The following is a 20,058-nucleotide window of genomic DNA, read 5'->3' as shown; positions in this document are numbered from 1 at the left end:
TTTTTCGCTGTATCGAATGTGCCAGTCTCAATAAAAATTGCAAGGACAATCTCTATTTATTTCAGCTGAAGTGGAGCATATCGCGACAAACCGGATTGTCGTTGCTCTGAGACTTAAAAATGGACCACGTAAAGCAGGGTGATCACGATGCTTGAGTAGGCAATGGAAATAGGCAGTCCGAACTTTGCAAAGTGCTTAAACTGATAATCGGCGGCGTTAAATACGATTAAGTTGGTCTGATAGCCATAAGGCGATATAAAGCTGGCGCTGGCCGCGAATGCTACAGCCAGGGCAAACGGCATCAAAGGCAGGCCCAGAGCTTCGGTAACACCGAACGCAAACGGGAACATCAGCGCGGCGGCGGCATTATTGGTGACAAACTCTGTAAGTAACAGCGTGGTGATATACACCGTCACCAGCGCCCACAAAGGACTGATACCACTAAGAAGCGGCTTCAGCGTCGTCATCAGCATATCGATCAGACCCGCATCTTCCAACGCCGTCGCCAGGCTGAGCGCGCCTACAATAACGATGATGAGGTTGATCGGCAGATTACGCTTTATCTCAGCGTTAGACACGATACCCAGTACAACGAGCAGCGCAATTAGAAATAACAGTCCGGTAGCCAGTGGAATAACTGAAAACGCGGCCAGACCAATGGTGACGAGAAAACCGGCGATGACGGTCCATTCCTGTGTCGGCGATAGCTTGGTCGCAATGCGCTGCTCAGACAGCACAAAGAAGTTTTTGGTCAGGTTATGACGCTGCGCAAAGTCGGGTCCGGTGGCTAAAAGCAGGAAGTCACCGGCCTGTAATTTGATCTCACCAAGCTTACCTGAGAGCTGTGCACCGTCTCGTCGAATGGCGACCACCGCGGCGTCAAACAGTGCACGAAATCCTAACGCCTTGAGTGTCTGACCGATGACTTGAGCACGATTCGAGACAATCACTTCGGTAAGGTTTTCTTTGAGCAGGCCGTTACTTTCCGCAAACAAGGTCAGGCCTTTGATATGGCTAAGGTTATCGACTTTTTGCACATTACCGCTGAAGATCAGCTTATCATGGGCCTCAATAACCAATTCAGGACTGACAGGACTAATAAGATGGCCGTTGCGGATCACCTCAACCAGAAATAACTCCGGCAGATTACGCAGGTGATTATCCTCCACACTTTTGCCAACCAGTTCGGAGTCTGGTTCGACTTCCGCTTCAATAAAGTAGCGCTGGAAACTGTTCTTCTGTGCCTGGATATCTGGCAATAAAGGGGTCAGCAGAAACATGAGCAGACCGCAGCTCAACCCGGCTATTAAGCCATACAACGTAAAATCCCAGAATGCGAAGCCCGGGTGACCATGGTCGATCAAAAAACTGTCGACGATCAGGTTAGTTGACGTGCCTATTAGCGTAACCGTCCCGCCCAATATGGCCGCATAGGATAATGGGATAAGCAGTTTAGAGGGTGAGTGATGTTGGTTCTGTTTAATCGGTCCAACCAGACTGGCAACAATCGCCGTATTGTTCAACAATGCCGATGAAACAAAGGTTAAGCCAAATATCTTACCAAATGACTGTTTGTAGCCAGCATTGACTAGCGTTCGTCCCAAACGTTTGATAAACGACGTCTTATCTACGGCGTTACTGACCATCAATAACAGCACCAGGGTAATGAGCCCCAGGTTTGTCAGGTTGCCGAGTAATTGTTCAAATGTGAGTTGCTGGCAAAGCAGCAACACCAGAGCAGAGAGTGAAAAGATGTAACTGGGTCGCCGTTCGCTAAAAATCAACGCACCTATCGTGCCGACAAATACCGTCAGCACAATAAGCTGGTTGATAGACAAACTAATGCCATCCATGGACGAGAGCTTCCGTGTTAGATTTTAGTGATGTCGATAGCGTTCCAATGTGGGAAATGCTTACGCACCAGGGCATTGAATTCAACTTCAAATTCGGAATATTCGTGGCTAGCGTTAGATTCCTCATTCTGACTGATTATCATGCCCGCGCCAACCGTACCGTTGGTTAATCTGTCGATCACGATAAATGCACCGGTTGCACGGTTCTTAGTGTACGGATCACAGGCTACTTGATGGTTCAGTTTTAAGTTCACTACCGCAATCTCGTTGAGGTTGAGGTGCACGCCTTGCGTTTGTGCCAGGGTATTGACGTCAATTTTGTGGTCAATATCAGCGACGGATCCCGGCACTATCTGGGTGGCAAACTTAAAGCTGTACTGTTTGTTAGGCATCAGTGCATCGTCTGTCATCCATACCAGATGGGCTTTAAAGCTTTTACCGCACAACGGCAGATTGTCAGATTTTACAATCATGTCGCCTCGTGAGATGTCAATTTCATCTTCCAGCGTCAGGGTGGTCGCCAGAGGTGCGTATGCGTTGTCCTGCTCACCTTCAAAATTGACAATCGACGCTACTTTCGAGGTTTTACCCGAGGGCAGGGTTGTTACCTCATCGCCCTTGTTGATTTGCCCGGATACCACAGTGCCTGCAAAGCCGCGGAAATTGAGGTTGGGGCGATTAACATACTGTACCGGGAAACGAAAATCGTCGGCGTTCTGGTCTTTGTTGACCTCGATGGTTTCCAGCAGTGACATTAACGTGTGGCCTTGATACCAAGGCGTATTAGGGCTTGGGTTTACCACGTTGTCGCCGTCCAGGGCCGAGATGGGGACAAAACGAATGTCCGGAATGTTCAACTGCTTGGCGAACTCCAGATAATCTTCCTGAATCTCCTTATAGACTTTCTCACTGTAGTCCATCAGGTCCATCTTATTGATGGCCACAATCACGTGTTTTATGCCCAGCAACGACACCAGAAATGAATGTCGACGAGTCTGGGTTTTTACGCCACCACGGGCGTCGACCAGAATGATGGCCAGGTCGCAGGTTGACGCGCCCGTTACCATATTGCGTGTGTACTGCTCATGCCCCGGCGTATCAGCGATGATGAACTTGCGCTTTTCTGTTGAGAAATAGCGGTAGGCAACATCGATAGTGATACCTTGCTCACGTTCAGATTGCAGGCCATCAACCAAAAGGGCAAGGTCAACCTTATCACCGGTGGTACCGACCTTTTTACTGTCTTTGGTGATAGCAGCCAGCTGATCTTCATAGATCATTTTAGAGTCATGCAGCAGACGACCGATCAGGGTACTTTTACCATCATCCACTGAGCCACACGTCAAAAAGCGCAGCAGATCTTTTTTCTCGTGTTGGTCCAGGTACGAGAGAATGTCAGTTTGCAGTAATTCGTTTTCGTTGTTCATTTTCCACAGCTCACAAGGAAATAGGGATTCAAAAGGGAGGATTTCTGGTTATAGCGTAGCTCTGGCGCATTTTCGTCCAGCGGATTGTCTGCATCCAACACGGTGACTCGCGCGCCAGCAGCAATCGCTACAGCATGTGCTGCCGCGGTATCCCACTCACTGGTGGGGCCCAGTCTCGGGTAAAGGTGTGCATCGCCACTGGCAACCAGGCAAAGCTTCAACGAACTTCCCATAGCAACCAATTCAGCCTCGCCATCTAAGCTATCCAACAAAGCCTGAATTTCAGGACTCTGATGAGAGCGACTGCCCACAACTTTCCATGTTTCACCGGGCTGGTGAGGTTTTGCACTTATTGGTTTTTCTTCACCGTTGTTGATGACACCGGCGCCATTGTTGGCTGCACCCCAGTAGGTGCGCTCAAGCGCTGGCGCATAGACTACACCCAGTACCGGTGTGCCCTTATCGATAAGTGCGATATTGACGGTAAACTCACCGTTTTTCTTGATGAACTCTTTGGTCCCATCCAGCGGATCAACCAGCCAGTATTGTTGCCAGGCTTGTCGTTCCTGCCAGTCAATCTCACTCGACTCTTCCGATAAAACAGGCAAGTCAGACAAGGCTTGCAGCCCTTTCATGATGACGTTGTGGGCTGCCAGGTCTGCATCGGTCAGTGGACTGGCATCGGATTTTTCATATACCGTGAAGTCCTGCTGATAAATATCCATAATGGCCGCGCCGGCGTTATGGGTAATCGCGATGACCGCATCGATTAGTGCTCGATCAATCTGCATTACACTAATCCCTTTTCTTTTAATTGCTCCAGCAATCGAGTAGCGGTTTGTTCTGCGTTTTCTTCCTGATATTCAAGGTGAACCTCAGGAGACTCCGGTGCCTCGTAGGTGGAATCGATGCCGGTAAAGTCCTTGATGTCGCCACTGCGTGCTTTTTTGTAGAGGCCCTTAGGGTCACGCTGCTCACACACATCCAGTGGCGTATCAACAAACACTTCCACGAACTCGCCTTCGTCGAGTAGTTTACGACAGAACGAACGGTCGGTGCGAAACGGTGAAATAAAGGCGGTAATGACAATTACCCCTGCATCAACGAATAGCTTGGCGACTTCACTGATACGCCGGATATTCTCAACCCGGTCTTTATCAGAAAAACCCAAATCACCACATAACCCGTGGCGAATGTTATCCCCGTCCAGCAGGTAGGTATGCTTTCCCTCTGCTACCAGTTTTTGTTCCAGCAAGTTGGCTACTGTTGATTTACCCGACCCACTCAGGCCTGTAAGCCAGATAACTCTGGGTGTCTGCTTTTTGGCGTCAGCGCGAGCCTGTTTATCGATTTTGTGGCTGTGCCAGACGATATTGTTATCTGCCATTAGAAATATCCTTCCATTTTTTTCTTCTCCATTGACCCGGCTGAGTCGTGATCAATGACACGGCCCTGACGCTCGGATGTTTTGGTCAGCAGCATTTCCTGAATGACTTCAGGCAAGGTTGTCGCATGGGACTCGACCGCACCTGTCAACGGATAGCAGCCCAGGGTGCGGAAGCGAACCGACTTCATCTGCGGCTCTTCTCCTGGCTCCAATGGCATGCGGTCATCGTCAACCATAATTAATACACCATCGCGCTCAACCACCGGGCGGGGTTTGGCTAGATACAATTCAGGAATTTCGATGTTTTCCATATAGATGTACTGCCAGATATCCAGTTCTGTCCAGTTGGACATGGGGAATACACGGATGCTTTCACCCTTATTAATTTGCGAGTTATAGATATTCCACAGTTCAGGACGCTGGTTTTTAGGATCCCAACGATGATTCTCATCGCGGAAACTGTAAACCCGCTCTTTGGCTCGAGACTTTTCTTCGTCGCGGCGTGCGCCACCAAAGGCAGCATCAAATTTGTACTTATTTAACGCCTGTTTGAGTGCTACCGTCTTCATAATATCGGTGTGTTTGGCACTGCCATGCGTAAAAGGACCGACGCCCATCTCAACGCCTTCCTGATTTATATGTACCAGCAGGTCAACATTGTAGTCTTCAGCGATACGGTCACGAAATTCGATCATTTCGCGAAATTTCCAGGTGGTATCAACGTGCAGTAAGGGAAACGGAATTTTCCCTGGTGCAAAGGCCTTTCTGGCCAGATGCAATAACACAGATGAATCTTTACCAACGGAATAGAGCATCACTGGGTTATCAAATTCCGCAGCGACTTCGCGGAAAATGTGAATACTCTCAGCTTCCAGTTGTTTTAGGTGCGTCGTAGAGGGCAGCGTGGTGGTCATGGCGACGTTTAATTTCCTGTTATATGCTAAAAAATTCTATACATAGAACAATATCATAAACGTCGCCGGCAGAAGTATCACAATTTGCTATTAGACATATCCTATCTATGCATTTTTTATCGCAACGTGTTTAACCGCATTGTCCACGTCTTCAAATGTGGTTCGTATATCCTGTTCGGGCTGGTTACCCACCAGTGATACCACGACAATGGCAATGGTCGACAAGATCACGCCTGGGATCATTTCATACATCCAGCTACTTAATGAGCCACCATTTACCGTCACCGGTAAATAAATCCAAAGCAGTACCGTTGCCGCACCCACTATCATGCCGGCCAATGCGCCATTTCGGGTCATACGTGACCAGAACAGGCTGCACAATACAAGTGGGCCAAATGCCGCGCCAAAACCCGCCCAGGCGTTACTGACCAGCGACAGGATGGTGCTGCTGCGGTCGTAGGCTAGCGCAATTGCCACCAATGCCACAGCTACCACGGACAGACGACCAAACAATACCAGCTCGCGCTGACTGGCCTGTTTACGCAGGAACATGCGATAGATGTCACCAGTGAGCGAGCTTGATGTCACCAGTAATTGAGAGGAGATGGTACTCATAATTGCCGCCAGAATAGCGGCCAGCAAGAAGCCAGCAATCAGAGGGTGGAACAGTACCTGGGAAAGGTAGATGAAAATGGTTTCGGCATCATCCAGTGCATAGCCGTTTTGTGTGACATAAGCCAGCCCCAACAGGCCGGTAGCCATAGCGCCAGCCAGTGATATGGTCATCCAGCTCATGCCAATGCGGCGCGCAGCAGGAATATCCGCAGGTGAGCGAATCGCCATGAAGCGCACGATAATATGAGGCTGACCAAAATAGCCAAGCCCCCAGGCAAGCAGGGAGGCAATGCCGATAAACGTCAGCGCATCGCCACTGCTGGCGTCGACGAATAAATGTAACAGGTTCTCATTTTGTGCGCTCAACGACTGGCCGAGGGCAGTGATGCTGTCCATTTCAGTTAAGACCACGACGGGCACAAGAATAAGAGAAACAAACATAATGCAGCCCTGTACGAAATCGGTCAGGCTTACCGCCAGAAATCCGCCGAACAGCGTATAGGCAACAACCACACCAGCGGTGACGTAGAGACCCAGTTCATAGCTCACTCCAAATGACGTCTCGAATAGTTTGCCACCGGCGACTACACCTGAAGACGTATACAGCGTAAAGAATACGATGATCACGACCGCAGAAATAAGCCGCAGCATTCGGCTGCCATCATTGAAGCGGTTTTCAAAGTAATCGGGCAGGGTGATCGCATTGCCTGCCATCTCGGTGTAAACACGCAGACGCGGCGCAACCAGCAAATAATTCAGATAAGCGCCTACTGTCAGACCAATGGCTATCCACGCACTGGAAATACCTGACACATACATGGCACCGGGCACACCCATCAACATCCAACCGCTCATGTCAGACGCGCCGGCTGATAACGCGGTGACTTTGGCACTAAGCTGTCTGCCGCCGAGCATGTAACCTTCGACATCGGATTGGGTATTCCGATAGGCGTATAACCCGATAAGCAGCATGACAATGAAATACAGAGATAATGAAATGAGTGTGGCTGTCGCCATAGTCAAAGCCCTTTATTATTGTTATCGGGCAATCGTACCACAGTTGTCAGGATGAGTGGTGCAACCATCCTGATGCCACCGCATCATTGTACTTAGGCTGAAAAGAGCATTTTTTGTCTCAGTTTCTCGCGAAACGGCTCAATAGCTTCACCTTTATCACTGACTATGACTAACTTTGCTTGTTGAAGTGTCACTGTCTGTCCGGCAAATTCCTGATCGGCGAACTGTGCGTCAAGTTCCTGACTTAGTTCAGCGGGCATAACAAATACGGTAAAGCGGCCGCGCTCACCCTCAACCACCAGGTGCAGGGTTTTGACCCGATTTATCGTACAATAGTTGGCAGAGAAAATGCGTCCAATTTCTCCGGCCAAATTACCGCCGAACCTTGCCAACTGTGCATTCACCTGTTGAAGAGGAATGTCACCATTAGCACTTAACTCATAAGAAGTTGAACCATGCACATGGGCTAACACATCGTCCGCCATGCTGTGTGACACCACAGGTTGTATCAGGGTAAACGTCAGGCCAATCGCCAATAAAGCACTGGCAGCCAGTCCCCATACGGTGCGATGTGTTTTCTTTTGCCTGGTAAAGGTTTGCATAGACTGTTTTAAAATCAATTTATCAGCCAGATCTTCCGGTACCGGGACGCGAGCGGCTTGCGCTAATTTATTATCAAGCTGTTTGATATCTTGCCAGAACGCCTGCTTTGCAGGATCGTCCTGCGCTGCCTTTTTAACCGCCTTGTCGCGACAGTCAGGGTCTGCATAAATGGTGCGGCGGAAATTTAAATCATCCATTTTTCACCTCTCTGTCGTTATCAGGGTTTTCCAGGGCCTCTTTGATTTGATTACGAGCGCGGAATAAACGTGTCATAACGGTATTCTTGTTCAAGTCCAGCTGTGCCGCAATTTCCTCGCCGCTGTAACCAAACAGGATCTGTAACATCAAAGGCTCTCGGTATTCTTCACTCAAGCCTGCCATCAGACGGCGCAATTCACGGTGCTCCAGCTCAGTATCGCTGGATAATTGGGTATCACTGACGGCTACCTCATCAATGTCCACGAGATCGAACTGCTTGCGCTCAAATCGTCTGGCATTTTCCCGTCGCAATATGGTGATCAGCCATGATTTTGCGGCCTTGTCGTCTTTCAACGAATCCAGCGATTTCCAGGCACGCAGGAAGGTTTCCTGAACAATGTCTTCAGCCACCGCTTTATCTTTTACCAGCCAGTAAGCATAGCGAAACACATCTGCGTGCAGCGCGTTGACCAATGCTTCATAGCGTTGTTGTCTTGTTGTCATGTTGTTGAGGACCGGGGCAGGTGCTGTTCGCTTTCGTCGTAACGACAATTTATTACATCATGCCGATTACGCAAGAAAGCTGGCGCCAGAATAACGGCACCATTCAGCCATTACTGCGGATAAAGCGGTGCCAGTCCATGATGATGTTTTGGCTGATGAACGGCGCTGGCGCGCAGATTATGCAGTGCGTTTTTTAATTCTTTTACCTGCACATTTGTTGGCTGACTGGCGTATTTGCTTGCCAGCAGACGATTCAGCTGTTGCAGTGCTTGAGCATCATGAATGTCATCAATAAGACGTCCAAGTGGGAGGTGAGGGCGTTCGAACACTACTCCTAACCATTTTTCGATGGCGATAATCATCGCGTCAGCACTTGATGTTTTTAATGCTTTCTCAACACCCGACCAGGCCTGTTTTTCATTGGCAGAGGCAGGTGGTTCTGGGCGGTTTGATGCTGGTGACTTGCGTGAAGTGGCAAACCACAGTGACAAAGTGATTAACCACAATGCCAGCAATACCCAACTGCTAAATGACCACCACGAGTTTGTGATACTGGCCACCGTGTCACTTGAGACAATGGGTGACGTGTCGACGTCTGCTGCCTGAGGTTGTGGTTGGGCAACAGGTGGAGGAGCCGATGTCGCGTTGCTCGCAGGCGCAACGGTAATGCTTCTGGCTGGTACCGTGGCGTATTCGGTTTTCTCGGTGAGGGTATTAAACCACGCGACTTTGACTTCCGGCAAAACAAAAAGACCTGGCTCTGAGGGGATCAGTGCAAGACTTTCCACACGCTGTGCCACCAACATACCGTCTCTGTCCAGCGTTGATGTCGTCGCCTGATCCGGATAGGTTTTGATTGCCGGTGGATAAAGCGCATCCATCGCGGGCAATTGCTCTTCACTCACGCCCAGCGCAGTCAGGGTCAGCGTACGTGTAACAGGTTCACCGACCACAAACTGCTGTGCCTGGTTTGGCCATTCCTCATTTAACTGCACCATTTCGCTGGGTAGCCAGTGGTCGTTAATGGTAGACGGAATGGGCAATACGGTAATCTGCTGCGATGGACCGACCCGGTTGACGTTGCGTGTACGATTGAAAAAGCCGAAAGAGCGACGGTCATTGGCCAGTACTTCACCTTCGAACAGCGGGCCATCGACATTAAATTCGCCGCTTTGCTGTGGCAGAATGGCGAATTGTCGTTCGATTACGCGATAACGTTTGCCATTGATAATGTCTGTGTATTCCCTGTCTTCGCCAAGCTGGCGAATTTCCGCCTGCGCCAGTTGCGGGGCCTGCAGACTGCCGCGCTGTAGCTCTACTGCCAGGTGTAGCTTTACGGTATAGGTGATCTGTTGTTGCAGATACACCTGTGATTTGTCGATATCGGTAGTCACAAAGATATCGCGTCCATCACCATTAGCGTTGTTACTGCTTACCGGTAAAACGGTTAGCTGGATGGGGTCAGTGCTAACGCCCTGTATTGTCAAAGCCGGAATGGTTATCGTGCCCTCTCTGCGCGGGATAAGCGTGGTGGTCCACTGGGTCGAGCGAGTGGTAGAAAAATTAACCATTTTAGTCTGACTACTGACGGCAGTGCGTCCTACTACAAAATCGCTCAGTAACACGGAAGGATCAAAAGCGCTACGGTCTACGTCATCATTCGCAATCACTGTCAGGGTTAGCGACTCGTCGACCATCAGTGGATTTTTGTCAACGCTGGCGGTGACCTCTGTTACCGCGTAAACAAGATTACTGAAAAAAGCGATGGCTGCGCAGGCTGTCAGTATTAATGCGTGTCTCATTACCAGTCTTTCCTCAATTGGGTGGGCAACCGCTCTCGTTGGCGTTGTTGATATTCAAGTTGCATCTTGCGTTGTAACAAATATGCCGGGTCGTCAGGCACTTTGCGTAACAAATTCTGCATGCGTTGCATCTGCTCACGCTGCTCATCAGTCAGCTCTTGTTCTGCCGCCGATTGTGGGGACTCCTGCTGTTGCATCTCGGCATCATCTTGTTGTTGCTGTTCAGCCTGCTCCGCATCCGATTGCTGCTCCTGTTGTTGTCCCTGTTGCTGATTTTGCTGGGACTGGTTCTGCTGTGAAGGATCCTGCTGTTGCGACTGAGACTGCTCGCCGTTTTCGGATTGCTGGTTGTTATTTTGTTGTTGCTCCTGCTGGTCTTGTCCCTGCTGCTGGTCTTGCTGCTGTTGATTCTGCTGGTCCTGTTGCTGCTGTTCATCCTGCTGTTGCTTAAGCTGTTCAAGCAGTTCCTTGTTAGCCTGCGCATCTTCATGACCAGGATCAAGCGCCAACGCCTGATCGTACGCTGCAATGGCCTGTTCGTACTGACCTAGTTTGGCTAAAGCATTGCCCTGATTATACAAACCGTCGGCATTTTGCACCTGACTAAAGGCCTCTAATGCCTGTTCATAGTTTCCTGCTCGATAATGCGCACTGCCTTGCCAGAGTGGATCGTCAAACTGTCGGGCTGCATGATCGAAGTTACCTTGTTCAAATGAACTGATCCCTCTCTGATCGCCGGTTTTCCAAAGTTCATCCCACCACTGTGCTGCGCTCACAGGAGGGGAAGAGAGAGGGAGTAAACAGGTTAAAATGAAACAGGCTAATAGCCCCCGTCTGAATGCATAGGCAGCCAAAGGAAGTAACAACAGTACCAGGTAAGGACCCATTTCCTTCCACTCGTCTCCGACAGGTTGTTGCTCATCGTCACCCGATTCCTTTACGTCTTCACCCCGCCGGTCTCGCTCCAGCAGATAGTCGATATCGGAATCATCAGACTGCAGCGCAACGGCTCTGCCACCAGTTCGTGAGGCTAGCCCGCTGAGCATGCTCATATTGAGCTTAGGCACGACAATAGCGCCACTGGCGTCCTTAAGCAGATCGCCATCTAGCAATCTGATTGGTGCTCCTTGTGCCGTGCCGATAGCGAGGATAGAAAGGGTATAAGGAGAGTCATTAATCAGCTCGACAAGTTCGTCTATTTGTGCAAATTCAACGCCGTCGGTGATCCATATCAAGTCGCCTTGCTGGTAGCCGGCGCTACGTAATAACTCTATCGCCGTCAGTAAGCCACTGTAAGGGTCACTGCCAGCCACGGGCATAATTTCCGGTCTCAGGCTGGGTATCAGTGCCGTCAGGTTTTTCACGTCAGAAGTTAATGGACTGATAGTGAACGCATCGCCAGCGTAGGCAACCAGACCCGTATCTCCCTCACGCATACTGTTGAGCAAATCAATGGCTTTAAAACGTGCACGCGTTAATCTATCGGGTGTGACGTCGGTAGCACGCATTGACATCGACATGTCCATAACGATGACTTTACCTGCCTCAAGCTGATAAACCGGCTGCGGCAATCGCTCCCACGTAGGACCAGCAAGCGCCAGTGTAGCAATGGTCCAGGCGATGCCAATTAATGCCAGCGGAGGACGGGCGGCGCTACTGGCCGTGGCCCGTATCAGATGTTTGTAAAGGTGTGCAGACAATACGCCCTGCCAGCCGCTCTGACGAAAGCTTACATACCGTAACGCCAGTAGAACAAGGAGCAGCGGTAGCAATGCTATCAGCCATTCCGGACGGATAAAGTGAAAGGCCTGCCAGTCAATCATGCTGTGTCTGCCTCCAGGTCTTTTTGATCATCCATGCAGCCTGAGAACCCAGCGGCCGCAGAGCAATGAATACGGTGAGTGCAAGCGCCAGTCCTAGAGGGTAGTAAAATAGTGCTTGTAGCGGGCGCATTTGACGGGTTTCACGGGCAATCGGTTCAAGTTCGTCCAGGGTGAGATAAATTTGTTCCAGCGACTGAGCATCCCGGGCACGAAAATACTGGCCGCCTGTGCTGGTCGCAATGTCGGTGAGCATCTGTTCATCGAGTTCTTGAGACGGATTAACCACCCGTTGTCCGAAGAAGCTCTGCATCAACATGCTATCTGCCCCTACACCAATGGTATAAACCGTCACGTCGTTATTAACCGCCAGCTCCTTAGCCTGCTCTGGGGTAATATTACCTGCAGTATTCTGACCATCGGTGAGCAGAATTAATACGCGGTTAGAATTGTCGTGTTGTTCAAACCGTTTAATCGATAACCCTATGGCGTCACCAATGGCGGTTTGTTCACCGACCAGGCCAATTACCGCTTCATTAAGTAACTGCTCCACCGTATCCCGGTCGTAGGTGAGAGGGGCCTGAAGATAAGCGGTATCTGCAAACAGGATAAGCCCTAATCTGTCGCCGACACGACGCTGTATAAAGTCCGCCAGCACAGACTTAATCATAACGAGGCGATTGACCTGTCGACCATTGACTTCCATATCATCTATTTTCATGCTGCCGGATAAATCTACCGCGATCATCAGATCGCGGCCTTCGCTGGGAATACTAATAGGTTCACCCAACCATTGTGGGCGCGCAGCGGCAAGCACCAGCGCCAGCCAGGCAATAACCGCGAGTATCAGATTAAGTCGGGAACGCCCTCTTTTCCTTTTAACCGACGTCAGCTCAGGAGTTAGCGAAGGCACTCGCAGCGCTGCCGTATCGCCGCGTTGCTTAGCTGGAAGGAGCAGTGCTAGTAAGGGTAAAGGCAACGCCAGTAGCGCCCACCACCAGACAAACTCAAACATAGCGCCTGTCCTTTTCCGCACGACGCGCAATGCTCGTGGTGATGGCGCCTTTAATCCACTCCTCACCAGCGCGCTGAAACGCATCACAATCCGCCTGCCAATTGGGTTGATAAAGACCGACCTGCGCCTGTTTAATGACCGTTGCGAGCGCCTCTTTGTCACGGCCCGTACTGGCCAGAAACGCGGTCCACTCATCGCCATATAAGGCTGATACCCCCGCATCGGGGTAGTAATGCATCGCAACGCGTTTGAGAAGCTGATTAATACGCGTTGCCGCGTCCGGGGCAGACGTATCTATGGCTTGTAATTCAAGCAGTGCTGCGCGCCTGGCACGCAGTAGTTGACGCCGTCTGATGATGAACCACGTTACCGCACCGATGACAATCACGCTAAAACATAATGCTATCCACCAGCCATATGCCAGAGGCCACCAACTGATAGTGTTACCGAGGTGAATGTCGCGCAATTGGGATAATGGATCCATCGTCAGCGCTTTCCCTTCTTGCCAAACTGAACCTGGTCAGCCAAAGGCTTTCCGGCACAAATAGGTAACACACGAACGTTAGCCAGACGTAACTGATGGGCAATGTTTTCAAAATGCTGGCTATGCTGTCTGGCGTAGTCGTCAGACTGTTGTTTATCACCCAGCACAATGCGCTGGTCATTGCGCCCGTCCGTAACCAATACACTCTGTGGCGTTGCCACGTCAGGTAACTGATGCTCAAAAGGATCTGAAATTGAAAACGCGACGACTTCACAATGCCGGGATAGTTGAGTTAGATGTTGTACGCAAATATTATCCAGCTGCGAAAAATCTGACAGGACGTAAACCGTGCTGCCTGGTTTGGCGAGACGCCGCGTACGGGCTAATGCGTCTGCCAGCGAAGTAGAACTTGTTGGTTCTTTATCGCTATCGTCACCGTGAAGCGCCAGCAAACCATGACACAATGCCAGAACAGCGCGATGTCTTGTCTGTGGCTTAAATTCCTTATGCTGATGTTGGTTGAAAATAATGCCGCCGATTCTGTCACCGCGTTTTTGCGCAGCCCAAGCAATCAATGCTGATAAATGTGCGCACTGAACCGACTTGAACAGTAATTGAGTGCCGAACCGCATGCTCTGGCTCAGGTCTGCGACCACGAATACTGGCCGCTCTTTTTCTTCACGAAACAGCTTGGTGTGCGTTTTCCCCGTTCTGGCCGTGACGCGCCAGTCGATAGCACGAATATCGTCACCTGGCTGGTAATGGCGAGCCTCATCAAATTCCATGCCCCGGCCTTTGGTCCGCGTCAGATATGAGCCAGCCAGCTTGGCCTGCACAGTGCGGCGCGGCGCAAGGTCAATGAGCGATGTTTTATTTTGATACTGCAATAACTCGGCGACGTTCAGATTCACGCCGTCACAGTGATGCTCTTCAAGCCATTGCAATAAACTCTGGTCCAGCATTGACAAGATATCTCGTTAGGGCACGGCGACGTTAGATAAAATTGTATCGAGCACCTGATTGCGGTTAATACCTTCCGCTTCTGCCTCGTAGGTAAGTAACAAACGATGACGCAGCACATTATGAAACACTGCCTGAATGTCATCTGGTCCAACAAAATCGCGACCAGACAGCCAGGCATGGGCACGTGCACATCGGTCCAACGATATCGTTGCCCTGGGGCTGGCGCCAAACTCGATCCAGTTTGCCATTTTTGCGTCGAAGCGCTGTGGCTGTCGCGTGGCAATGATCAGCTGTACCAAATACTCCTCCAGTGCGGGTGCAAGGTGAATGCTTAATGCCTGCTGACGTGCCTCAAAAATATCCTGCTGACGCAATGTAGGGGCTGTTGCAGGTGCATGACTAAGGGCTTCGCCACGGGTCAGACGCAATATCTCAAGCTCAGTTTGTGCATTAGGGTAATCAATCTCCAAATGCATCAGGAATCGATCGAGCTGTGCTTCTGGAAGCGGGTAGGTGCCTTCCTGTTCGATTGGGTTTTGCGTGGCCATGACCAGAAATAAATCGGGCAGCTGATAGGTCTTATTGCCAACCGTTATTTGTCGTTCAGCCATCGCCTCCAATAACGCCGATTGCACTTTTGCAGGGGCTCGGTTGATTTCATCGGCCAATACCAAATTATGGAACAACGGCCCTTGCTGAAAAACAAAGCTGCCATTTTCCGGACGATAGATATCCGTACCAGTGAGGTCAGCAGGCAACAGGTCAGGGGTAAACTGCACGCGATGAAAGTCGCCCTCGATACCATTCGCCAGCGCATTCACTGCGCGAGTTTTTGCCAGTCCAGGGGGGCCTTCAACCAATAAGTGACCGTCCGCCAATAAGGCGATAAGTAAGTTTTTCGTTAGCGCCGTCTGGCCAATAACCTGAGAATCTAAATAGGTCTGTAGTTGCGTAAACTGCTCTGCAGCCATGTTGTTATTAATCCTGTTTGCTCAGTGTACTTCTTATCGTGACAATAATTTGTCCTACAATTGAGTCTGCACGTGTGTAAATCAGTAATGCTCTCGGGTTTACTGACACGAAGATACATATAAGGTTCCAAAACAGAATATCAATGTATCACGTAATCGAAACAGGGGATTTTTATTCCACCGCATTGTTTGGTTGATTGGTAGCAAGCCTTTGCTTTTATGTCAGCAATCTGTAGAATCGATGGCTTAACAGGTCAGACCACTTGATAAATGTCGCATGTTAGGCGTTAAGCTGTTTGCTGATTTATCTAAATAAAGACCGCGCAAAACATAGGTTAAATGTATGGTTGCAAAACAAAATGTAAAAACTGCTCAGGGCGATCGCATTGCCATCGTAGCAGGACTCAGAACACCATTCGCCAAGATGGCAACGTATTTCCATGGTGTGCCCGCCGTAGACCTTGGAAAAATGGTCGTCAATGAAATGCTTGTGCGTCATAACCTTGATCCGAAACTTGTGGAACAGGTCGTGTATGGTCAGGTCGTACAAATGCCTGAAGCGCCTAACATTGCGCGGGAGATTGTGTTAGGCACTGGCATGGGCGTGCATGTGGATGCCTATTCTGTGTCTCGTGCATGTGCAACCTCATTCCAGTCTACGGTAAATATTGCGGAGTCCATGCTGACCGGCAACATTGAAATTGGTGTTGCAGGTGGTGCAGATTCAACATCAGTGTCGCCAATTGGTGTGTCGAAAAAGCTGGCCCGCGCGCTGGTTGATTTACAAAAGGCCAAAACGTTAGGCCAGAAATGGGCGATCTTTAAAAAGTTAGGGATTAAAGACTTAATGCCGGTTCCTCCTGCTGTCGCCGAATACTCTACCGGGTTATCGATGGGACAGACGGCTGAACAAATGGCTAAATCCCATCAGATTAGTCGACAAGAGCAAGATAAATTAGCCCACCGCTCACACTCGCTGGCGGCACAGAGCTGGAACGAAGGTAAGCTTGCCAATGAAGTCATGGTGGCCTATGCAGAGCCATTCAAAGGCGCGCTCGACAAAGATAACAACATTCGCTTTGAATCGGATTTGGCTGGGTATGCCAAATTACGTCCGGTATTCGATAAAAAGCACGGCACGGTTACCGCTGCCAACGCCACGCCGTTAACAGATGGTGCGTCTGCGGTATTGATGATGACAGAGTCGCGGGCCAAAGCATTGGGTTATACCCCTCTTGGTTACATTAAAAGTTATGCGTTCGCCGCTATTGATGTCTGGGAAGATATGCTGATGGGGCCGTCCTATGCCACGCCTCTGGCACTTGACCGTGCGGGTATGACGCTCAACGACCTGACGCTGATTGAAATGCATGAAGCGTTTGCTGCGCAAACCCTGGCCAATGTCAAAATGTTTGCCAGTGACAAATTCGCCCAGGAAAAATTGGGCAGAGATAAAGCAACGGGCGAGATTGACATGGATAAGTTTAATGTCATGGGCAGTTCAATTGCCTATGGTCACCCGTTCGCTGCAACCGGCACCAGAATGATCACGCAGATGTTAAACGAATTACAACGACGCGGTGGCGGAACAGGATTACTGACCGCGTGCGCGGCCGGTGGACTGGGTGCGGCAATGATTGTGGAGACAGAATAATATGAGTGACCAACAACAACCGGTAATCGAACAGGGCGCATTTACCCTGACCACTCGGGATGACGGCATTGCAATCCTCAGCATGGACGTGCCCGGTGAGAGTATGAACACCCTCAAACAGGAGTTTGGGGAAGATATTACCAAAGTGCTCGATCACATTGAGGCAGATAAAAGCATTAAAGGACTGGTTCTGACCAGTGGTAAGCCATCATCATTTGTGGCAGGTGCAGATATTTCAATGCTGGCGGCGTGTGAATCGGCGGATCAGGCTGAAGCGCTTTCTAAGGGTGGTCAGGACGTATTTCAGCGTATCGAAGAAATGCGTATCCCGGTGATTGCCGCGATCCACGGACCTGCATTGGGTGGCGGTCTTGAGCTGGCGCTGGCCTGTCATGGCCGCGTGTGCAGTGACGCTTCCATTACGCAATTAGGTTTGCCTGAAGTACAGCTTGGCCTGCTGCCAGGTAGTGGTGGGACACAGCGTTTACCGAGACTTATCGGTATTCAGCAAGCTATGAAAATGATGCTGACTGGTGCCGCGGTGAAGGCCAAGCAGGCGCGTAAATACGGCATAGTGGACGACATGGTGCCACACAGTATCTTGCTTGATGTTGCTATTGAAATGGCCAGTAAAGGCAAACCAAAGCGACGCGAGCGAAAGCTTAGCTTGGTGAATAAGTTTCTGGAAAATACCTCGGCAGGCCGCAACATTCTGTTTAAGCAGGCGAGAAAGCAAACGCTGGCGAAAACCAAGGGGAATTACCCCTCGCCGCCAAAAATTATCGACTGCATTGAAGTTGGACTGTCCAAGGGCATAAAAGCGGGGATGGCAGTCGAAGCCAAACATTTCGGCCAGTTGGTTATGACGCCGGAGTCAAAGCAGCTGCGCAATATTTTCTTTGCCACTACGGAAATGAAAAAAGAAACCGGCGTTGAAAATGTTGAACCTGCAAAAGTGCGTAAAGTGGGGATCCTTGGTGGCGGTCTGATGGGCGGTGGTATTGCCTTCGTCAGTGTCACAAAAGCCGGGGTACTGGCCCGGATCAAGGATATCAATCCACAGGGTATTGCGAATGCAATGAAGTACAGCTATGACCTTTTGAATAAAAAGGTCAAACGACGTTTTATGCTGAAAGCTGAAATGCAGCAGCAGTTATCCAGATTGACAGGTTCACTGGATTACAGCGGCTTTAAAGACACGGACATGGTTATTGAAGCGGTGTTTGAGGATGTTGAGTTGAAACAGAAAATGGTTGCAGATGTGGAACAATACACCACCGAGCAAACCATCTTTGCCTCGAATACCTCGTCAATTCCTATTGGTCAGATCGCAGAGAAAGCGCAGCGTCCTGAGCTTGTGATAGGTCTGCATTACTTTTCGCCAGTCGACAAAATGCCATTGGCGGAAGTTATCGCGACAGACAAGACGTCAGATCAAACCATATCTACCACCGTTGAGTTTGCCAGACGGCAGGGTAAAACGCCGATCGTTGTAAAGGATGGCGCTGGGTTTTATGTAAACCGGATTCTGGCACCCTACATGAATCAGGCTGCCAGCCTCGTATTGTCTGGAGAGCCTATTGAGTACGTCGACAAAGCGCTAGTGAAATTCGGTTTTCCAGTTGGTCCGGTCAAGCTGCTCGATGAGGTGGGCATTGACGTAGGGACAAAGATTATCCCTATTCTGGTCAACCAATTTGGTGACCGGTTTGAAGCACCTGCCGTATTTGAAAAAGTACTTGATGATGGCCGTAAAGGTAAGAAAAACGGCAAGGGCTTTTATGACTATACGGGCAAGAAACCGGGCAAACTTGTTGATGAATCCATCTACTCTTTGCTAGGTATCTCGGTAAATCAGACGTTGTCCGCCACCGAAGTAGCCGAGCGATGTGTATTACTGATGTTGAACGAAGCGGCCATGTGTTTAGAGGAGGGAGTAATCAGAAATGCCAGAGATGGTGATATTGGCGCAATTTTCGGTATCGGATTCCCGCCGTTCCTGGGAGGACCGTTCCGCTACATGGATTCACTCGGCCTCGACAAGGTAGTAGAGCGTCTTGAGCATTACCACCGTTTGCTGGGCGAAAAATATGCCCCTGCGTCAGTGTTGAAGGACATGGCGTCGGAAAAGAAAACATTCTATTAGTAGAGTGTTAAAGATATGTAAAAAATCCGGCTTTTGCCGGATTTTTTCGTTAAAGCCTTAAAAGTACTAGTTAACTCTTAAAAAATGACTATAATATCGCCACTTTGTTTAATCGTTGCGCAAAAAGCAACCGTTGTTGCAGACAGGAAATAGACAGTGATTGCAGTAGTCTTCGCATTTATCGTAAGCAGCACATTTTACTACGTGAATGGTTTCAAGAACGGCCTGAGAGCGAAGCGCTGGGCGATGGCTGGATTAGTATTTGGTCCATTGCTGCTGCCGTTATTTTCGATTCAGAAGCACGTAGCACTGCGTCGCTCGCAAGGGTTCGGTAATATCTACTTGCGCGCCTAGTTCGTCGCCCATATCAGTTATATGACTAGTCCTAAAATAAATTGACACTTTTTAGGTTACGTAAACGCCCGGTGTACTTCATCGGGCGTTTTGTATTTTAAGGCCATATGTGGCCTTTGCTCATTATAGAGCGCTACTGACTCTGCCACCATTTTCTTTGCTTCTTCCAGATCCCTTGGCTTCGTTACTAGGTATTCCATTTTGAGTATTCCGTTTATTCGCTCGGCTAATGCGTTCTGATAACAATCATATCCGTCAGTCATAGAACATATGATTCCATGTTTAATGTGCAGTCGCTGATACTCTTTGGAGCAGTATTGTGCTCCTCTAT

Annotated in this window: 18 protein-coding genes; 3 read left to right on the top strand and 15 right to left on the bottom strand. The window is 49.7% G+C overall.

Features of this window, described 5'->3' with window-relative positions:
* Positions 1–113 precede the first annotated feature (113 nt).
* From G441_RS0105870 to G441_RS0105805, 14 genes are all read right to left on the bottom strand, one after another.
* Positions 114–1,838 (bottom strand): SLC13 family permease, encoded by a 1,725-nt coding sequence (locus G441_RS0105870; RefSeq protein WP_026375484.1) that lies wholly within the window; start codon positions 1,836–1,838, stop codon positions 114–116.
* 32 nt (positions 1,839–1,870) lie between these two features.
* Entirely contained in the window at positions 1,871–3,280 is a 1,410-nt protein-coding gene (gene cysN, locus G441_RS0105865; RefSeq protein ID WP_026375483.1) for a sulfate adenylyltransferase subunit CysN, read from the bottom strand.
* On the bottom strand, positions 3,277–4,071 hold the full coding sequence (cysQ, locus tag G441_RS0105860; protein ID WP_034474629.1) for a 3'(2'),5'-bisphosphate nucleotidase CysQ: 795 nt from the start codon (positions 4,069–4,071) through the stop codon (positions 3,277–3,279). The genes cysN and cysQ overlap by 4 nt, the downstream gene beginning before the upstream one ends.
* A complete protein-coding gene (gene cysC, locus G441_RS0105855; RefSeq protein WP_026375481.1) occupies positions 4,071–4,667 on the bottom strand; it encodes an adenylyl-sulfate kinase in 597 nt (198 codons plus the stop codon). Before cysC ends, cysQ begins: the two co-directional genes overlap by 1 nt.
* Complete coding sequence (gene cysD / locus G441_RS0105850; RefSeq protein WP_026375480.1) at positions 4,667–5,581, bottom strand: sulfate adenylyltransferase subunit CysD; 915 nt, start codon at positions 5,579–5,581, stop codon at positions 4,667–4,669. The genes cysC and cysD overlap by 1 nt, the downstream gene beginning before the upstream one ends.
* A gap of 105 nt (positions 5,582–5,686) precedes the next feature.
* Positions 5,687–7,213 carry a sodium/proline symporter PutP gene (gene putP, locus G441_RS0105845; protein ID WP_026375479.1) on the bottom strand — a complete coding sequence of 509 codons (1,527 nt, stop codon included), beginning with the start codon at positions 7,211–7,213 and terminating at the stop codon, positions 5,687–5,689.
* 92 nt (positions 7,214–7,305) lie between these two features.
* Complete coding sequence (locus G441_RS0105840; protein WP_026375478.1) at positions 7,306–8,013, bottom strand: DUF3379 family protein; 708 nt, start codon at positions 8,011–8,013, stop codon at positions 7,306–7,308.
* Positions 8,006–8,518: a sigma-70 family RNA polymerase sigma factor gene (locus G441_RS0105835; protein ID WP_240485092.1), complete on the bottom strand. Its 513-nt coding sequence runs from the start codon at positions 8,516–8,518 to the stop codon at positions 8,006–8,008. The genes G441_RS0105840 and G441_RS0105835 overlap by 8 nt, the downstream gene beginning before the upstream one ends.
* A gap of 110 nt (positions 8,519–8,628) precedes the next feature.
* Complete coding sequence (locus tag G441_RS0105830) at positions 8,629–10,320, bottom strand: BatD family protein (RefSeq protein ID WP_034474625.1); 1,692 nt, start codon at positions 10,318–10,320, stop codon at positions 8,629–8,631.
* A complete protein-coding gene (locus G441_RS0105825) occupies positions 10,320–12,143 on the bottom strand; it encodes a vWA domain-containing protein (RefSeq protein WP_026375475.1) in 1,824 nt (607 codons plus the stop codon). Before G441_RS0105825 ends, G441_RS0105830 begins: the two co-directional genes overlap by 1 nt.
* Positions 12,136–13,155, bottom strand: coding sequence for a vWA domain-containing protein (locus tag G441_RS0105820; protein ID WP_026375474.1), 1,020 nt, complete (start codon positions 13,153–13,155; stop codon positions 12,136–12,138). The genes G441_RS0105825 and G441_RS0105820 overlap by 8 nt, the downstream gene beginning before the upstream one ends.
* Positions 13,148–13,639, bottom strand: coding sequence for a DUF4381 domain-containing protein (locus G441_RS18055; RefSeq protein WP_051275383.1), 492 nt, complete (start codon positions 13,637–13,639; stop codon positions 13,148–13,150). The genes G441_RS0105820 and G441_RS18055 overlap by 8 nt, the downstream gene beginning before the upstream one ends.
* A gap of 2 nt (positions 13,640–13,641) precedes the next feature.
* Positions 13,642–14,601 carry a DUF58 domain-containing protein gene (locus G441_RS0105810; RefSeq protein ID WP_026375473.1) on the bottom strand — a complete coding sequence of 320 codons (960 nt, stop codon included), beginning with the start codon at positions 14,599–14,601 and terminating at the stop codon, positions 13,642–13,644.
* 15 nt (positions 14,602–14,616) lie between these two features.
* Positions 14,617–15,573, bottom strand: a complete 957-nt coding sequence (locus G441_RS0105805) for an AAA family ATPase (protein WP_026375472.1) — start codon at positions 15,571–15,573, stop codon at positions 14,617–14,619.
* Between the two features lie 343 nt (positions 15,574–15,916).
* On the opposite strand from G441_RS0105805, the gene fadI reads away from it, so the two are divergent.
* The 3 genes from fadI to G441_RS0105790 all read left to right on the top strand — a co-directional run bounded on the left by fadI (position 15,917) and on the right by G441_RS0105790 (position 19,727).
* Positions 15,917–17,227, top strand: a complete 1,311-nt coding sequence (gene fadI, locus G441_RS0105800; protein ID WP_026375471.1) for an acetyl-CoA C-acyltransferase FadI — start codon at positions 15,917–15,919, stop codon at positions 17,225–17,227.
* A 1-nt stretch (position 17,228) separates the two neighbouring features.
* On the top strand, positions 17,229–19,373 hold the full coding sequence (fadJ, locus tag G441_RS0105795; protein WP_026375470.1) for a fatty acid oxidation complex subunit alpha FadJ: 2,145 nt from the start codon (positions 17,229–17,231) through the stop codon (positions 19,371–19,373).
* A gap of 156 nt (positions 19,374–19,529) precedes the next feature.
* The gene (locus G441_RS0105790; RefSeq protein WP_026375469.1) at positions 19,530–19,727 is read left to right on the top strand and encodes a hypothetical protein; all 198 of its coding nucleotides are present in this window, start codon (positions 19,530–19,532) and stop codon (positions 19,725–19,727) included.
* A 56-nt stretch (positions 19,728–19,783) separates the two neighbouring features.
* Here G441_RS0105790 and G441_RS0105785 read toward each other — a convergent pair.
* A partial coding sequence (locus G441_RS0105785; protein ID WP_026375468.1) for an integrase core domain-containing protein occupies positions 19,784–20,058 on the bottom strand: 275 nt, incomplete at its 5' end.

Origin of the sequence: Aestuariibacter salexigens DSM 15300 (assembly GCF_000429145.1) — a bacterium.
GTDB classification, from domain to species: Bacteria; Pseudomonadota; Gammaproteobacteria; order Enterobacterales; family Alteromonadaceae; genus Aestuariibacter; species Aestuariibacter salexigens.
Note: the sequence above shows the minus strand (reverse complement) of the source record. Positions and strands in the feature narration are given on the sequence as shown.

Excerpts from the sequence above, each read along its gene's own strand:
- cysN (WP_026375483.1), bottom strand. The coding sequence starts at position 3,280 with ATGAACAACGAAAACGAATTACTGCAAACTGACATTCTCTCGTACCTG.
- cysQ (WP_034474629.1), bottom strand. The coding sequence starts at position 4,071 with ATGCAGATTGATCGAGCACTAATCGATGCGGTCATCGCGATTACCCAT.
- cysC (WP_026375481.1), bottom strand. The coding sequence starts at position 4,667 with ATGGCAGATAACAATATCGTCTGGCACAGCCACAAAATCGATAAACAG.
- cysD (WP_026375480.1), bottom strand. The coding sequence starts at position 5,581 with ATGACCACCACGCTGCCCTCTACGACGCACCTAAAACAACTGGAAGCT.
- putP (WP_026375479.1), bottom strand. The coding sequence starts at position 7,213 with ATGGCGACAGCCACACTCATTTCATTATCTCTGTATTTCATTGTCATG.
- G441_RS0105840 (WP_026375478.1), bottom strand. The coding sequence starts at position 8,013 with ATGGATGATTTAAATTTCCGCCGCACCATTTATGCAGACCCTGACTGT.
- G441_RS0105835 (WP_240485092.1), bottom strand. The coding sequence starts at position 8,518 with ATGACAACAAGACAACAACGCTATGAAGCATTGGTCAACGCGCTGCAC.
- G441_RS0105830 (WP_034474625.1), bottom strand. The coding sequence starts at position 10,320 with ATGAGACACGCATTAATACTGACAGCCTGCGCAGCCATCGCTTTTTTC.
- G441_RS0105825 (WP_026375475.1), bottom strand. The coding sequence starts at position 12,143 with ATGATTGACTGGCAGGCCTTTCACTTTATCCGTCCGGAATGGCTGATA.
- G441_RS0105820 (WP_026375474.1), bottom strand. The coding sequence starts at position 13,155 with ATGTTTGAGTTTGTCTGGTGGTGGGCGCTACTGGCGTTGCCTTTACCC.
- G441_RS18055 (WP_051275383.1), bottom strand. The coding sequence starts at position 13,639 with ATGGATCCATTATCCCAATTGCGCGACATTCACCTCGGTAACACTATC.
- G441_RS0105810 (WP_026375473.1), bottom strand. The coding sequence starts at position 14,601 with ATGCTGGACCAGAGTTTATTGCAATGGCTTGAAGAGCATCACTGTGAC.
- G441_RS0105805 (WP_026375472.1), bottom strand. The coding sequence starts at position 15,573 with ATGGCTGCAGAGCAGTTTACGCAACTACAGACCTATTTAGATTCTCAG.
- fadI (WP_026375471.1), top strand. The coding sequence starts at position 15,917 with ATGGTTGCAAAACAAAATGTAAAAACTGCTCAGGGCGATCGCATTGCC.
- fadJ (WP_026375470.1), top strand. The coding sequence starts at position 17,229 with ATGAGTGACCAACAACAACCGGTAATCGAACAGGGCGCATTTACCCTG.